Genomic DNA, 15,974 nt, shown 5'->3' with positions numbered 1-15,974 from the left:
GCGACTAGGGGAGGACGGGGCCGCATGTCAGACTCGTTTGTGCATCTGCACGTTCACACGGAATACTCCATGCTGGATGGGGCCGCCCGTTTGAAGCAGATGTTCAAACAGGTCGGTGACCTGGGCATGCCCGCCATCGCGATCACCGACCACGGCAACATGCACGGCGCCTACGACTTCTACAAGCAGGCGACCGGGGCCGGGATCAAGCCGATCATCGGTATCGAGGCCTACGTCGCCCCGGCCTCCCGGCACCAGAAGAAGCCGGTGCTGTGGGGCGAGCCGCACCAGAAGCGCGACGACGTCTCCGCGGGTGGCTACTACACCCACATGACCATCTGGGCGAAGAACGCCACCGGCCTGGGCAACCTGATGAAGCTCTCCTCGCGCGCGTACACCGAGGGCTTCGTCCGCAAGTGGGCCCGGATGGACGCCGAGATCCTCGCCGAGCACTCCGAGGGCCTGATGGCCACCACCGGCTGCCCGTCGGGCGAGGTGCAGACCCGGCTGCGCCTGGGCCAGTACGACGAGGCGGTCGCGGCGGCGGCCAGGTTCCAGGAGCTGTTCGGCAAGGAAAATTACTACCTGGAGGTCATGGACCACGGGCTTGACATCGAGCGCCGGGTCCGCGACGGCCTGACCCGCATCTCCAAAGAGCTGAACATCCCGCCGCTGGTCACCAACGACTCCCACTACACCTACGAGTCGGACGCGACCTCGCACGACGCGCTGCTGTGCATCCAGACCGGCAAGCAGCTGTCCGACCCCGACCGCTTCCGCTTCGACGGCAGCGGCTACTACATCAAGAACGCCGACGAGATGCGCGCCGTCGACTCCTCCGACCTGTGGGCCGAGGGCTGCCGCAACACCCTGCTGGTCGCCGAGAAGGTCGACCCGAGCGGCATGTTCGGCTTCAAGAACCTGATGCCCACCTACCCGCTGCCCGACGGGGAGACCGAGGAGAGCTGGTTCCGCAAGGAGATCTGGTCGGGCATGGAGCGGCGCTTCCCCGAGGGCGTCGACGAGGAGCACCGCGCGCAGATCGAGTTCGAGATGAGCGTCATCCTGCAGATGGGGTTCCCCTCCTACTTCCTCGTGGTCGCCGACTTCATCATGTGGGCCAAGAACAACGGCATCCGCGTCGGCCCCGGGCGAGGCTCGGCCGCGGGCTCGCTGGCCGCGTACGCGCTGGGCATCACCGACCTCGACCCGCTGCCGCACGGGCTGATCTTCGAGCGGTTCCTCAACCCCGACCGCGTCTCCATGCCCGACGTCGACATCGACTTCGACGAGCGCAGGCGCGGTGACGTGATCCGCTACGTGACCGAGAAGTACGGCGCCGACAAGGTCGCCATGATCGCCACCTTCGGCACCATCAAGGCGAAAGCGGCCATCAAGGACGCGGCTCGCGTCCTGGGGCATCCGTACGCGCTGGGCGACAAGGTCTCCAAGGCGTTCCCGCCCGCGGTGATGGGCAAGGACATCCCGCTGTCGGGCATCTTCGACAAGGACCACCCGCGCTACAACGAGGCCGGTGAGCTGCGCAGGCTGTACGAGGAGGACGTCGACGTCAAGTCGGCGATGGACCTGGGCAGGGGCCTGGAGGGCCTGATCCGGCAGACCGGCGTGCACGCGGCCGGGGTCATCATGTCGGCGGAGGTGCTGACCGACTACATCCCGATCATGCGCCGCGACTCCGACGGTGTGATCATCACGCAGTTCGACTACCCGACCTGCGAGACGCTCGGCCTGCTGAAGATGGACTTCCTGGGCCTGCGCAACCTCACGATCATCGACGACTGCCTGAAGATGATCGAGGCCAACACCGGCGAGGCCATCGACCTGCTCAAGCTGCCGCTGGACGACCGCAAGACGTACGAGCTGCTCGGCCGGGGCGACACCCTGGGGGTGTTCCAGCTGGACGGCGGCGGCATGCGGTCGCTGCTGCGGCTGATGAAGCCCGACAACTTCGAGGACATCTCCGCCGTCGGCGCGCTGTACCGGCCCGGCCCGATGGGCGCCAACTCCCACACCAACTACGCGCTGCGCAAGAACGGCCAGCAGGAGATCGTCCCGATCCACCCGGAGTTCGAGGAGTCGCTCCAGGAGATCCTCGGCACGACGTACGGCCTGATCGTCTACCAGGAGCAGGTCATGGCCATCGCGCAGAAGGTCGCCGGGTTCTCGCTCGGCAAGGCCGACCTGCTGCGCCGCGCGATGGGCAAGAAGAAGAAGTCGGAGCTGGACAAGCAGTTCGAGTCGTTCGAGCAGGGCATGAAGGACAACGGCTACTCGGCCGCGGCGGTCAAGACGCTCTGGGACATCCTGCTGCCCTTCTCCGACTACGCCTTCAACAAGGCGCACAGCGCCGCGTACGGCCTGGTCTCCTACTGGACCGCCTACCTCAAGGCCAACTACCCGGCCGAGTACATGGCCGGGCTGCTCACCTCGGTCAAGGACGACAAGGACAAGTCGGCCCTCTACCTCAACGAGTGCCGCCGCATGGGCATCAAGGTGCTGCCGCCGGACGTCAACGACTCCGACTTCGACTTCACCCCGCGCGGCACCGACGTCCGCTTCGGCCTGTCGGCGATCCGCAACGTCGGCGGCAACGTCGTCGATGGGATCATCGCCGCGCGCAGGGAGAAGAGCCGCTTCGCCGACTTCAAGGACTTCCTGCGCAAGGTCCCCATGGTGGTCTGCAACAAGCGGGTCATCGAGTCGCTGGTCAAGGCCGGTGCCTTCGACTCCTTCGGGCACGTGCGCAAGGGCCTGGTGATGGTCCACGAGCAGGCCGTCGACAGCATCATCGGGATCAAGAAGAACGAGGCCCAGGGCCAGGACTCCCTGTTCGGCGCCATCGAGGGCGCCGAGGACCAGACCTTCGACGTGCAGATCCCGCTGGGCGAGTGGGACAAGAACACCCTGCTGCAGTTCGAGCGGGAGATGCTCGGCCTGTACGTCTCCGACCACCCGCTCTTCGGCGTGGAGCACATCCTCGCCTCCGGCGCGGACTGCACCGTCGCCGCGCTGCAGGACGAGCACCGCCCCGACGGCCAGGTCGTCACCGTCGGCGGCATCCTGAGCGGCCTGCAGCGCAAGGTCACCAAGAAGGGCGACACCTGGGTGCTCACCCAGCTGGAGGACCTGGAGGGCGCCATCGAGGTGATGATCTTCCCTTCGGCGTACCAGCTCTGCGCGACGGTGCTCGCCGAGGACGCCATCGTGTTCGTCAAGGGCCGCCTGGACAAGCGCGAGGACGTCGGGAAGATCATCGCGATGGAGGTGACGGCCCCCGACCTGACCCGGGAGGCCGGTGGCCCCCTGGCCGTGAGCCTCGCCCTGGCCCGCTGCACCCCGCCGGTGGTCGGCCGCCTCAAGGAGGTGCTGACCGCGCACCCCGGCACCACCGAGGTGCACCTGCAGGTTCACAACGGTCCGAAGACCACCATCGTGCGCCTCGACGACCGCCTGCGGGTGTCGCCGTCCCCGGCCCTGATGGGTGACCTGAAGCAGCTCCTCGGCCCCGCCTGCCTCGGGGCCTGAGAGGCCGGGCTCTTCTCGGCGCGCCCGTCGGATGTTCTCAGCGGGCCCGCCGGATGTGAGATCACCCGGGACGGGGCGGCCGGACGCGTCACCGCCAGCCGCGTCCTCCTCGTGCTCACCCGGACGCGCTGGGTCAGTGGGGGTCGAGTGGTCTCTCGGGTGCCCGCTGCAGCCAGGTGAGACAGTCGCGGATCAGCTTCGCGTTCTGGGCTCCGTCGATGTGTCCCAGGCCGGGACGCGGGTTGACCCGCACGCGTTCCCCCGCCCGGGGGTGGGCGCGGCTCAGGGCGTCGCGGAAGCGGACGGCCCCGTCCGGCGGCACGTGGGTGTCGTCGGCCCCGCACTCGAAGGTGATGGCCGGGCCGTGGGCGTAGGCGTCGAGGTGGGTGAGCGGGTCGAGCCGGTCGTAGAACCACTGGGCGTAGTGGTCGGCCTTCCCCTGCGGGAGGAGCCGGGTGGGGTCCATCAGGTCGTGCATGCCGGGGCGCGTCCAGTCGGGGGTGGCGACGACGGCCGCGACCCGGCTGACGCGCCGGTCGACGCCCGCCAGGGCCACGGCGCTGTCGCCGCCCATGGACACGCCGCCCGCGACCACCTCGGGCCCGGCCCCCAGGGTGGTCGTCGCCCAGTCGACGACGCGCAGGCAGTCCAGCGTCGTGTGGCCCAGCAGCGGCCACATGTGGCGGCGGAAGTCCCCCATGACGCGCTCGGAGATCTGTTCCGGGGATTCGGTGCCGCGCTCGCCGTGCCGCCAGGGGTCGAAGCCGACGGCGACGAACCCCGCCTCGGCCAGCTGCCGCAGGACAGGCAGGTACTCCTCCTTGGTCGAGGTCAGGTGCGGCAGCCACAGTGCGAGCGGAGCGCGGGGACGCCGTGGCTCGGGCGCGACCCACAGCACGGGGATCTCCTCGACCAGCGTCCTGGTCACCTCACCGGTCCGGAAGGCGGTCATCGGGTGCTCCTTCGCGTCGTGGTGGCCGACTCGACGGTCTCGGCCAGGACGTCGTCGATCGGGGTGGGCTTGAGGCCGAGTTCGCGTTCGGTCCGGGTGGAGTCCAGGACGTGCGGCCGCTGGTAGAGGTAACGCATCTCGGGGATCTCCGCCATGATCGGGTCGGTCCGGCCCAGCTGTCGCAGCTCCTCCTGGGACATGACGCCCAGCGCCGGTGCCGCCGTACCGGCGATCTCGGCGAGCCGCGCGGTCAGCGGCCGGACCGGCAGGCCGGAGGTGGACGGCACGTGCCAGGCGCGGCCGAACGCGCCGTCGTACCGGCTCGCGGCGACCAGCGTGCGCGCCACGTCCCCGATGTGGCTCCAGCTGTGCGGCACGTCGAGATCACCGGGATAGGACACCGGCCGCCCGGCCAGCACCGGGGGAACGACCAGCATGGTGTAGAGCGAGGCGGCACCCGCGCCGAGGTACTCACCGGCGCGCACCTCGGTGACGCGGACCCGGCCCGCCCGGTGGGCGGCCAGCGCGTCGGTCCACATCCGGGCGCGGACCCGGCCCTTCACGGTGTCGGCGGCCATCGGCAGGGTTTCGGTGATGGGGCCGTCGACAGCCCCGTAGCCGTAGGTGTTGCCCAGCATGATGTAGTCCGCGCCGGTTCGTTCCGCGGCCGACAGCAACGCCCCGGCCAGGGGCGGCCACTCGGCGGGCCAGCGGTCGTAGGGCGGCGCCGCGCAGTTGAACAGCGCGGTCGCGCCCTTCGCCGCCTCCACCAGGGTCTCGACGGTCCCGGCGTCGGCCGCCACCCGTTCGATGCGCGGGTGGTCCGGCGCCGCGCCGCGCCGCGACAGCACGCGCACCCGTTCCCCCGATTCGGCCAGCAGGCGCGCCACGGCACTTCCGGTGGGGCCGGCCCCCACCACGACATACGACGACAAAAGAGTCTCCAGGGATTCGCGACGGTCACGGACGGCGGCCGGCCGCCCCGGAAGACAACCGTAGGATCGGCCACCGCGACGAACCATGGCCGATCCTCTGTGATTTATGCCTGAACGTCTGAGGAAGATGTCGTTAGGGTGCTTCTGTGGACATGCTCAGTGACGTGCTCACCGCGATGCGCGGCGGCCGGCCCCACACGGCGCGCACCCGCGCCCGCGCCCCCTGGGGAGTGCGCTTCCCACCGGGGGACGGGGCGGGCTGCCACGTGGTCCTGCGGGGCTCCTGCTGGCTGATCCCGGCCGACGGCACGCCGCGGGCACTGAACGTCGGGGACGTGGTCTTCCTCCCGCGCGTGACCGGCTACGCCCTGGCCGACCATCCCGACAGCCCGGTGGTGGAGTTCCGGCCGCGCCCCGACGACCCGCTCGACCAGGTGCGCATCGACGGCACCGGCCCGACCTCCACGCTGCTGTGCGCCGCCTACTACTTCGACCGCGACCGGACCCATCCCCTGCTCGACGAACTGCCCGAGATCATCCGGTTGCCGGCCGAGGTGGGCCGGCACACCTCCCTTCGGGCCACCGTCGAGCTCCTCGGCCGCGAACTGGCCACCCCGCAGGCCGGGACCAGCGCGATCCTGACCTCGCTCGTCGACATGCTGCTGCTGTTCGTCCTGCGGGCCTGGCTCGACGAGCAGGCGGGCCGCACCCCCACCGGATGGGCCGCGATCTTCAACGACCCCGCCATGATGTCGGCGCTGCGTGCCATCCACACCCACCCCGAACGGCCCTGGACCGTCGGGGAACTCGCCACCCTGGCCGGAATGTCCCGGGCCACCTTCGCCAAGCGGTTCGCCGCCCTCGCGGGCCGCCCGCCCCTGGCCTATCTCACCTGGTGGCGTATGACGATCGCGGCCAGGCTCCTGCGCGAGGGCGACGCGCCCCTGCGCGGCGTCGCCGAACGAACCGGCTATACCTCGGAGTTCGCCTTCGCCAGGGCCTTCAAACGCGAGTACGGCCAGGCTCCGGGCCGGTACCGCAGGCCCAGAGGGTGAGAGGCGCGGCCGGGCAGCGGGGCCTCCGGTAGCCGGGGTGCCCCGTATGACATTTTGCATCGGTGTGCGCCCCCGGGTTTCGTCCTGGCGGACGAGAAGCAGGTCGTCCCGGGAGAGGAGGGAGGGGCGGACCGGAATTGCGATGATCGTCGTGTCGTAACATTCCGGATCTGAGGAGCTGACAGCCGATGACTCTCGCGCGACTTCCCCACCGTGGACGGGCGATAGCCGGCCTCGGGTTGAGCGCGATTCTCGTGACCTGGGCCGTCGCGCCCCCCGCGTCCGCCGAGCCGGTCCCCGGGCCCGCGGCGTCGTCCGGACAGGAGCCCGGGAAGGGGGCCGAGCAGGGAGCCGGGCAGGGGGCGGGGCTCGACCGGGAGGCGCTCCGGCGCGGCCTCGCCGCGATCCACGAGGCCGGCATGTACGGCACCTACTCCGCCGTACGGGACGGCGGGTCGAGATGGCTCGGCGCGGCGGGGGTCGCCGACGTGCGGACCCGGCGGCCCGTCAACTCGGGGATGGTCCACCGGGTGGGCAGCATCACCAAGACCTTCACGGCCGTGGCGATCCTGCAGCAGGTCGAGCGTGGCCGCGTCGAGCTGGACGCGCCCGTCGCCCGCTATCTCCCCGGCCTCCTGCCCGGCGACCTCGGCCAGAGGACCACGGTCAGGATGCTGCTCAACCACACCAGCGGCATCGGCGACTACGTCGCGGGCGCCTTCCCCTCCCTCGTCCAGGCTTCCCCGCAGAGCCTCGACGACAACCGGTTCCGCAGGATCAGCCCGTCGGAGCTGGTGAGGTTCGGGCTGGAGGCGCCGCGCACCGGCGAACCGGGGCAGCTGTTCTCGTACTCCAACACCAACTACGTGATCGCCGGGATGCTCCTGGAGAAGGTGACCGGCACCGGCGCGGAGGCGTACATCACCCGCCACGTGATCGGCCGGGCCGGGCTGCGCGACACGTCCTTCCCGCGCACGCCGGTCATCCCCGGGCAGCACTCCAAGGCGTACGAGGCGCTGTACGGCTACATCGACCCGCCGCGCGACTACAGCGTCTACGACATGTCGTGGGCGGGTACGGCGGGCGCCGTCGTCTCGACCATGGAGGACCTCAACCGGTTCTACCGGCAGCTGCTGGGCGGCGGGCTCCTCGCCCCTGCGCAGCTCGCCCAGATGCGGACGACGGTGCCGGTCACCGACGGCGAGGGCAACGTCGTGATGAACTACGGTCTCGGCATCTACGCCCAGGACCTGCCCTGCGGCCGGTTCTGGGGCCACGACGGCGCCGTGTTCGGCATGGGCACGATCTCCCTGTCCGCCGAGGACGGCCGCCGCCAGCTCTCCCTGGGGTTCAACCTCATGAAGTACCAGCAGCTCGACGCGAACGGCTACCCGCAGCCGCACGCGATCGACTACGCGATGGGAGGCTACTTCATGCAGGCGCTGTGCGGCCCGTCCGCGGCGACGGCGAAGAGCTCCCGGCCTCCGGTGCTCCTCCCGACCCAGCAGGTGCTGGTCAAGCGCTGACCCACCGGTCACCCGGTCACCGGGTGGGTGGTCAGCGGTAGCGGGGGCGGTTCCGCCACTGGGGGGCGCGGTAGCGGCGGTGCGCGCCGTTCTCGCGGTAGCGCCGCTCCTCCCGGTACCCGCGCCCGTCCCGCTGCCGGTACTCCTCGCGGAAGCGGCGTCCGCGGTCCTCCCGGGCGCCGCGACGGCCCTCGGCGTCAGTGCCCTCGGCGCCCTCGGTGTCCTCGATGCCCTCCTCCTCGCGTTCCCTGGCCAGGGCCTCCTCCAGGCCGGGGGTGAACCCGCCGCCGAAACGGCTCATGTCGGGGCGGTGGAAGCGGGTCTCGCGCGTGCCGTCGAGGGCCGCCGACATCGACGCGACCCAGATCGGCCCCGGCAGGGAGGCGCCCTGGACGGAGCCGAAGTACTCGCCGCCGATCTCGACATCGGTCAGCGGATAGCGGTAGGAGCCCCGGATGTCGCCCACGCTGACCGCCGCGGCCAGGTCGGGGGTGTAACCGGCGAACCAGGCCGACGTGTAGCCGTTGTTGGTGCCCGTCTTGCCCGCGGCCGGACGGTCGATGCTCTGGCCGGTCATGGTCCCCTTGGTGAACACCCCGGCCAGGAGGTGGTTGACCGCGTCGGCCACGTCGCGCTCGATCGCCCGCGAGCAGCTGGGCGGGACCTTGAATCGCCTGCCGTCCCGCTCGACGATCTCGACGATGGACATCGGACGGCAGTAGCGGCCCCGCGCCCCGAACGCGGCGAACGCGGACGCCACGGTCACCGGGTCCATCTCGTTCACGCCGAGGGTGAAGGTCGGCACCTCCCGCAGCGGGGCGCCGTCGGCGCGGGCGATGCCCAGGGACCTTGCGGTCGTGACGACCGGGCACAGGCCCACCCGCTGCTCCAGCATCATGTAGAAGATGTTCACCGACTTCCAGGTGCCGGTGGACAGGCTCTGCGGGCCGCCCTTGCCCTCGCCGCTCGCGTTGAAGATCTCCGCGCCGGGGTCGTTGACCTTGCGGCCCTTGCAGTCGACGAAACCGCTGTCGGGGACGAAGCTGCCGGGCGTCATGAAGCCCTGGTCGAACCGCCAGCCCTGGGCCAGCGCGGTCGCCAGGGTGAACGCCTTGAACGTCGAACCGGCCTGGAGGCCCTGGCCGCCGCCGTGCGCGATGTCGGCGGGCAGGTTGTAGGTGGTGTTGGGGCCGTTCTTGGCGTTGGCGGCGCTACCGGTGTTGCTGCCGTACTTCTTGCTCGCCGCCATGGCCCGGATCCGCCCGGTGCCCGGCTGGACCATCGCCTCGGCGGCGACCTCGGTGTCCTTCCTGCCGACCCGCGCGGCGATGGCGCGTTCCGCGGCCCGCTGCGCCTTCGGCGCCAAAGTGGTACGCAGCACGAGACCGCCCCTGGCCAGGCGGCGCTCCCGCTCGGCGCGGGTGTGGCCGAAGGCCGTGTTGGTCAGCAGCTCCCGGTGCACGTAGAGACAGAAGTAGGGGTAGACGCTCCCGTCGCAGCCGCCCGGCTCGGGCTTGAGGCGGATGGCCAGCGGGCGCCTTTTGGCGGCCTCGGCCCGCACCGGGGTGACGTACGACAGCTGGGCCATCCGGTCCAGGACGATGTCCCTGCGCTCGCGCAACCGCTCCCTGCGCCCGGCGTCCAGCGACGGGTCGGTGGCGTACGGCGCGCGGACCGCGCCGGCCAGCGCGGCGGCCTGGGGCAGGGTGAGCCGGGAGGCCGGGACCGAGAAGAAACGCTGGGCGGCGGCCTCCACCCCGAAGGCGCCCGCGCCGAAGTAGGCGATGTTGAGATAGCGCTCCAGGATCTCGGCCTTGGTGTACTTCCTCTCCATCGCCAGCGCGTACCGCAGCTCGGTGATCTTGCGCTGGATGCTGGGCGCGCGGGCCTGGGCGCGCTCGGTGTCGCTCTCGGAGTTCTCGACCAGGATGTTCTTCACGAGCTGCTGGGTGAGCGAGGACCCGCCCTGCCGTACCCCGCCCGCCTTGGTGTTGGTGACCAGGGCGCGCAGGGTGCCCTTGATGTCCAGGCCCGCGTGCTCGTAGAAGCGCGAGTCCTCGATCGCCACGATCGCGGCGCGCATGACGGGGGCGACCTGGGCGAGCGTCACGACCGTCCGGTTCTCCGTGTAGAACTGGGCGAACCGCTTGCCGTTCTTGTCCAGCAGCACGGTGCGCTGGGGGAGCGGGTTCTCCCGGGGGCTCGGGGGCAGGTCGGTGAGGGTCCTCGTGACGTTGTTGACGGTGAGCCCGGCCGTGCCGACCAGCGGCAGCGCGGCCATGGCGGCCAGCAGCCCGCCGAACACCCCGCAGGCCACCAGCCGGCCCAGGCACGCGCCGGGACCACGTCTCACCTCTGGGCGCGATGTCACGCATAGTAACGTGCGACCGGATGATCACCTACAAACACCCGATTGCCAATTCTTATCCGTCCTGCACCTTTTCTCGACTGATCTTCAGCCCGAGCGAGGCGAACTGCTCGAACGGCCGGTGGTAGCCCCGTTCGATGTGGTGCACCCCGCGCAGGGTGGAGGTGCCCTCGGCCGCGGCGGCGGCGAGCACGGCCGAGAACCCGGCCCGGATGTCGGGCAGCGTCACGTCGGCGCCGCTCAGCCTGGACACGCCGCGCACGACCGCCGAGTGCTTGGCGTTGGTGTCGTGGTAGCGGCAGGCGGGGCCGCCGAGGCAGACGTCGAAGACCTCGATCTCGCAGCCCATCTTCTGCAGCGCGGGCACGTAGACCAGGCGGTTCTCGAACACCGTCTCGTGCAGCACCGACATGCCCTGGGCCTGCGTGAACAGCACCATCAGGGGCGTCTGCCAGTCGGTCATGAACCCCGGGTGGGTGTCGGTCTGCACCGCCGCGGCCCGCAGCCCGTGCGGCGCGGACGCCGACAGGTAGTCGTCGGTGATGTCGACCTCGGCGCCCATCCTGGCCAGGGTGGTGATCGCGGTCACCAGCCGGTCCTGCGGGCAGCCGTGCACCCGCACCTGCCCGCCCGTGATCAGGCCGGCCGCTAGGTAGGAGAACGCCTCGATGCGGTCGCCGTTGAGCCAGGTGGAGGCGCCGTGCAGGCGATCCACGCCCTCGATCACGATGCGCCGGTCGGGGCTCAGCTCGATGCGCGCGCCCATGCGCTGCAGGAAGAGGGCGAGCTCCACCACCTCGGGCTCCATCGCCGCGCCCTTCAGCACGGTCTTGCCCTCGGCCAGCACCGCGGACATCAGGATCGTCTCGGTGGCCCCGACGCTGGGGTAGGGCAGCTCGATCCGGGTGCCGCGCAGCCTCTTGGCCTTGGCGTACACGCCCGTGTCGCTCACCTCGACCTCGGCGCCCATCGCGCGCAGCGCCTCGACGTGGAAGTCGACGGGCCTGCGGCCGATCGGGTCGCCGCCGACCAGCGGCACGAACGCCTCGCCCGCCAGGTGCAGGAGCGGGCCCAGCATCAGGATCGGGATCCGGTTGAGGCCGGTGAACGCCGCGGGGACGTGCGGGTTGATCTGCTTGCCAGGGGCGACGGAGATCTCCCCGGCGCTGATCTCCACGTCGATGCCGAGCGCCCTCAGCATCTGCGCGGTGATCCCCACCTCGCCCACGTCCGGGGCGTTCTGGATCGTGCTCTCACCGGTGCCCAGCATCGCGGCGACCATGTGCTTGGAGACGCCGTTCTTGGAGCCGCGGACCTCGACGTCACCGCGGAGCGGCCCGGAGGGTTCGATCAGCCATACCTCTTCGTTCACACCGCCAGAGTAACGGGATTCGGTCGAAGCCTCGGGTGGCGCCGGGCCGCAGGGTATGTAACATCGGGCACATCTGCACAGAGGGTGAGGGAATCATGGTGCGCGGCGTACGTGATTTTGTGATCACCGTGCTGGTGCTCGCGCTGATCGGGGTGATCGCCGGGATCCTGTGGTCGCTGGCCGCGCCGCGTCCCCCGTACGTCGTGACGGGCCGGGGGCCGCTGCTGGCCGATCCCTCCACGCAGGCGCTGATCGCCGCCGACGGCTGGTTCGCCGTGATCACCGGCGCGCTCGGGCTCGCCTGCGGGGCCGTCGGCTACAGCGTGTCGCGCGGGGGCCGCCCGCTGCCGGTGGTGGTGGGCCTGGCCGGGGGCGGCCTGCTCGGCGCGTACCTGGCGCTGCTGGTGGGGGAGGCGGTGAACCTCGGCGCCGTGAGCGTCACCGCGTCGGGGACGTCCGCGTCGCTGACCGCGGGGCCGCTGGCGCTGACCGCCAGGGGGGTGCTGTTCGCGTGGCCGACCCTGGCCGCCGGTCTCTTCTTCGCCCTGGAGGGCATCGCGGGCTACCGCGACTCGCCGCTGCGCCACCCTTTCGGCGGGAACGATCCCTACGGGCCGCTGTCGTCGTACGACATCAGCGACCGGACCGGCGACCGGTAGCGCGGCGCGGTCTTGATCCGCGCGACCCCGGCGGCGTGCGGTGTCGTGAACGCGGGCCGGGGGCCGTCGTTTTCGGTGACGTGCGGTGTCGTGACCGGGGCACGGGCCGGGGTGGGCCGGGGTGGGCGCGGTCAGAGGGGCGGTCTGCGCGAGCCGTGGCCGGTGGCGCGCTCGAACGCGTGGGCCAGCCGCAGCACCGCCAGGTCGGCGAAGGGGCGCCCGACGATCTGCACGCCCACCGGCAGCCCGCCGGGGGTGAACCCGCACGGTACCGACGCCGCCGGGGCGTGCAGCACGCTCACCCAGTACGCCGAGCGCATCCACGCCAGATAGTCGGGCAGCGCCTCCCCATTGATCTCCGAGACGTACGGGTCGTCCACCGGGAACGGCGGCACCTGGCTGACCGGCGCGACCAGGAAGTCGTAGGTGTCGAAGAAGGCGCTCATCCGCCGGTAGAGGCCGCTGCGCAGCCGCTCCGCGCGGGCCAGGTCGGCGCCCGTCACCTCGCGGCCCCGCTCGACGTTCCAGCGCACGTTCGCCCCCAGGCTCTCCTGCGGCAGGTCGCCGAAGGACAGCGCGTAGTACCACGCCCGGTAGATCCGGAAGGCGTCCTCGGCGGCGGACAGGTCCAGATCCACCCGTTCCACCCGCGCGCCCAGCTTCGCGAGCGCGGCGGGGGCGTCCGCGGTGACCACGGCCGTCTCCGCGTCGACCGGCAGCCCGCCCAGGTCGGGGCTCCAGGCGACGCGCACCCCGGTCAGGTCGAGGTCCAGCGGCCCGGCGAAGACGGAGCCGCTCTCGGTGATCGACAGAGGGGAGGCGGCGTCGAACCCCGCCACCGCGCTCATCAGCAGCGCCAGGTCCTCGGCGGTACGGGCCATCGGCCCCGGGACGCCGAGGGTGAACCAGGCCGCGACGGGCGACGGCGAGGGGATCCGCCCCGGGGTGGGCCGCAGCCCGGCCACGTTGCAGAAGGAGGCGGGGTTGCGCAGCGAGCCGCCCATGTCGGAGCCGTCGGCCAGCGCCACCATGCCGGTCGCCAGCGCCGCCGCGGCCCCGCCGCTGCTGCCCCCGGCCGACCTCGACAGGTCGTAGGGGTTGCGGGTGGCGCCGAAGATCTCGTTCACGGTGTGCGAGCCGGTGCCGAACTCCGGGGTGTTGGTCTTGCCGACCGTGATCGCCCCGGCCTCGCGCATCCGCCGCACGATCGGCGCGTCGGCGAAGGGGACGTGGTCGGTGAAGATCGGCGAGCCGTACGTGGTGCGGATCCCCGCGGTGTCGGCCAGGTCCTTGTGCGCGACCGGCAGCCCGTGCAGCGGCCCCCGCCACCGGCCCCGGGCCAGGTCCCGGTCGGCCTCCTCGGCCTCCCGCCTGGCACGCTCGGCCACCAGCGTGACGATCGCGTTGACCTCCGGGTTGACCTCCTCGATCCGCCGCAGGTGCGCGTCGAGCAGCTCCACCGCGCTGACCTGCCTGGTCCGCAGCAGCTCGATCATCTCGGTAGCGGTCAGGTAGTGCATCTTGCCCCCGATGTCCCCTGGTATCCCCTGGTGTCTTTCCTGTCGAGTCTGGCCGAACGCCGCCGCGCGCCGCGTCGGCAATCTTCGACAGGACCACGACACCCGGTAGGGGTCTCAGTCGGCCTTGCCGATGGGGGCGGTGACGGCCTGGGTGAGGCGTACCAGCTCCGACGGGTCGGTCTCGATCTGCAGCCCGCGCCGCCCGGCGGAGAAGTAGACCGTCGCGAAGCCGAGCGCGGAGGCGTCGACCACGGTCGGCAGGCGCTTGCGCTGCCCGAGGGGGCTGATGCCGCCGACCACGTAGCCGGTGACCCGCTCGACCTTGGCCGCGTCGGCCATCGCCGCCCGCTTGCTCCCCAGCGCCGCCGCGAACGCCTTCAGGTCGAGTTTGCCCGCCACCGGCACCACCGCGACGGCCAGCCCGCTCTCCACCTCGGCCACGAGCGTTTTGAAGATCCGCCCGTACGGCACCCCGAGGGCGTCGGCGGCCTCCTCGCCGTAGGCGTTCGCGTTCGCGTCGTGCTCGTAGGGGTGCAGGGTGAAATCGACCTTGGCCTGCGTCAGGGCCACCGTCGCGGGGGTTCCCTGGCCGCCCTTGTTCTTGCTCTTGCTCACGGGGGAAGCGTAGCGGCTGATTAAAATCTACATAGTAAAGGAGCCGTCCGGATAGTGGACGGGACGATATCGGGTGGCGGACCTCCGTAGACTGAACGGGTGATTTCGCGTACCGACCTGCGAGGGTCCCTGCCCGAGGACCTTCGCGACGTGCTGCCCCGCGCCGACCTCGACGTCGAAGCCGCCCTGGAGAAGGTGCGGCCCATCTGCGAGGACGTGCGTCATCGCGGGGTCGCCGCCGTGCGCGAGCTGACCGCCAGGTTCGACGGTGTCGAGCTGGGGTCCACCCGCGTTCCCGCCGAGGCGATCACCGGGGCGCTGGAGCGGCTCGACCCGAAGGTCAGGGCGGCGCTGGAGGAGTCGATCCGCCGCGCCCGCCTCGTCCACCGCGACCAGCGCCGCGCCGACGTCACCACCCAGGTCGTGCCCGGCGGCACCGTCACCGAGCGCTGGGTGCCCGTCGACCGCGTGGGGCTGTACGTCCCCGGTGGCCGGGCCGTCTATCCCTCCAGCGTGGTCATGAACGTCGTTCCCGCCCAGGAGGCGGGGGTGGCCTCCCTGGCGGTCTCCTCGCCCGCGCAGCGCGAGTTCGGCGGGCTGCCGCACCCGGCCATCCTGGCGGCGTGCGCGCTGCTCGGCGTGGACGAGGTCTACGCGGTCGGCGGCGCCCAGGCGGTGGCGATGTTCGCGTACGGCACCGAGGAGTGCCCGCCGGTCGCCATGGTCACCGGCCCCGGCAACATCTGGGTGGCCGCCGCCAAGCGCCTGCTCAAGGGGCGCATCGGCATCGACTCCGAGGCCGGTCCCACCGAGATCGCGATCCTCGCCGACTCCACGGCCGACCCGGTGCACGTCGCCGCCGACCTGATCAGCCAGGCCGAGCACGACACGATCGCCGCCGCCGTGCTCGTCACCGACTCGGTGGAGCTGGCGGAGGCCGTCGAGCGGGAGCTGCCCCGCCAGGTCGCCGCGACCAAGCACGCGGAGCGGATCACCGAGGCCCTGTCGGGGCGCCAGTCGGGCGTCCTGCTGGTCGACGACATGGAGTCCGGGCTGCGGGTCGTCGACGCGTACGCCGCGGAGCACCTGGAGATCCACGCCGCCGGGGCGCACGCGCTGGCCGCCCGGGTGCGCAACGCCGGAGCGATCTTCGTCGGCTCCTACGCGCCGGTCTCGCTCGGCGACTACATGGCCGGTTCCAACCACGTGCTGCCCACCGGCGGCTGTGCCTGCCACTCCTCGGGGCTGTCGGTGCAGACGTTCCTGCGCGGCATCCACGTCGTCGACTACAGCCGAGAGGCCCTCGCCGGTGCCGCCGCCCACGTGTGCGTGCTGGCCGACACCGAGGACCTCCCGGCACACGGCGCGGCGATTCGCGCCCGTTTCGACTGGGAGGTGCCCTCGTGAGGACCTCCCGGCCCGTGCT

General features: G+C 71.4%; 11 protein-coding genes. 5 read left to right on the top strand and 6 right to left on the bottom strand.

The features are described 5' to 3' along the window. Positions 1–24 precede the first annotated feature (24 nt). Positions 25–3,546, top strand: a complete 3,522-nt coding sequence (gene dnaE, locus ACW9TB_RS07810; protein ID WP_472747255.1) for a DNA polymerase III subunit alpha — start codon at positions 25–27, stop codon at positions 3,544–3,546. A gap of 133 nt (positions 3,547–3,679) precedes the next feature. Here dnaE and ACW9TB_RS07805 read toward each other — a convergent pair whose 3' ends face one another. Next, entirely contained in the window at positions 3,680–4,498 is an 819-nt protein-coding gene (locus ACW9TB_RS07805) for an alpha/beta hydrolase family protein (protein ID WP_472747254.1), read from the bottom strand. Beyond that, entirely contained in the window at positions 4,495–5,415 is a 921-nt protein-coding gene (locus tag ACW9TB_RS07800; protein WP_472747582.1) for an NAD-dependent epimerase/dehydratase family protein, read from the bottom strand. Before ACW9TB_RS07800 ends, ACW9TB_RS07805 begins: the two co-directional genes overlap by 4 nt. A gap of 170 nt (positions 5,416–5,585) precedes the next feature. On the opposite strand from ACW9TB_RS07800, the gene ACW9TB_RS07795 reads away from it, so the two are divergent. Both ACW9TB_RS07795 and ACW9TB_RS07790 read left to right on the top strand, forming a co-directional pair. Beyond that, entirely contained in the window at positions 5,586–6,488 is a 903-nt protein-coding gene (locus tag ACW9TB_RS07795; RefSeq protein ID WP_472747581.1) for an AraC family transcriptional regulator, read from the top strand. Between the two features lie 239 nt (positions 6,489–6,727). After that, entirely contained in the window at positions 6,728–8,014 is a 1,287-nt protein-coding gene (locus ACW9TB_RS07790; RefSeq protein WP_472747253.1) for a serine hydrolase domain-containing protein, read from the top strand. Between the two features lie 31 nt (positions 8,015–8,045). Here the strand turns inward: ACW9TB_RS07790 and ACW9TB_RS07785 are convergent, their stop codons facing one another. Further along, positions 8,046–10,385, bottom strand: coding sequence for a transglycosylase domain-containing protein (locus ACW9TB_RS07785; protein WP_472747252.1), 2,340 nt, complete (start codon positions 10,383–10,385; stop codon positions 8,046–8,048). 52 nt (positions 10,386–10,437) lie between these two features. Then, a complete protein-coding gene (gene murA, locus ACW9TB_RS07780; protein WP_472747251.1) occupies positions 10,438–11,754 on the bottom strand; it encodes a UDP-N-acetylglucosamine 1-carboxyvinyltransferase in 1,317 nt (438 codons plus the stop codon). A gap of 95 nt (positions 11,755–11,849) precedes the next feature. Here murA and ACW9TB_RS07775 point away from each other — a divergent pair, with 95 nt between their 5' ends. After that, the gene (locus tag ACW9TB_RS07775) at positions 11,850–12,413 is read left to right on the top strand and encodes a hypothetical protein (protein WP_472747250.1); all 564 of its coding nucleotides are present in this window, start codon (positions 11,850–11,852) and stop codon (positions 12,411–12,413) included. Positions 12,414–12,544: 131 nt separating this feature from the next. On the opposite strand, the gene ACW9TB_RS07770 is transcribed toward ACW9TB_RS07775, so the two are convergent. Together ACW9TB_RS07770 and ybaK are read right to left on the bottom strand one after the other, a co-directional pair. Continuing rightward, on the bottom strand, positions 12,545–13,933 hold the full coding sequence (locus ACW9TB_RS07770) for an amidase (protein ID WP_472747249.1): 1,389 nt from the start codon (positions 13,931–13,933) through the stop codon (positions 12,545–12,547). A 114-nt stretch (positions 13,934–14,047) separates the two neighbouring features. Beyond that, positions 14,048–14,548 (bottom strand): Cys-tRNA(Pro) deacylase, encoded by a 501-nt coding sequence (gene ybaK / locus ACW9TB_RS07765; RefSeq protein ID WP_472747248.1) that lies wholly within the window; start codon positions 14,546–14,548, stop codon positions 14,048–14,050. A 99-nt stretch (positions 14,549–14,647) separates the two neighbouring features. On the opposite strand from ybaK, the gene hisD reads away from it, so the two are divergent. Next, the gene (gene hisD / locus ACW9TB_RS07760; RefSeq protein WP_472747247.1) at positions 14,648–15,955 is read left to right on the top strand and encodes a histidinol dehydrogenase; all 1,308 of its coding nucleotides are present in this window, start codon (positions 14,648–14,650) and stop codon (positions 15,953–15,955) included. The last annotated feature ends 19 nt before the right edge of the window (positions 15,956–15,974 follow it).

This window comes from Streptosporangium sp. H13245, assembly GCF_055690525.1.
Note: the sequence above shows the minus strand (reverse complement) of the source record. Positions and strands in the feature narration are given on the sequence as shown.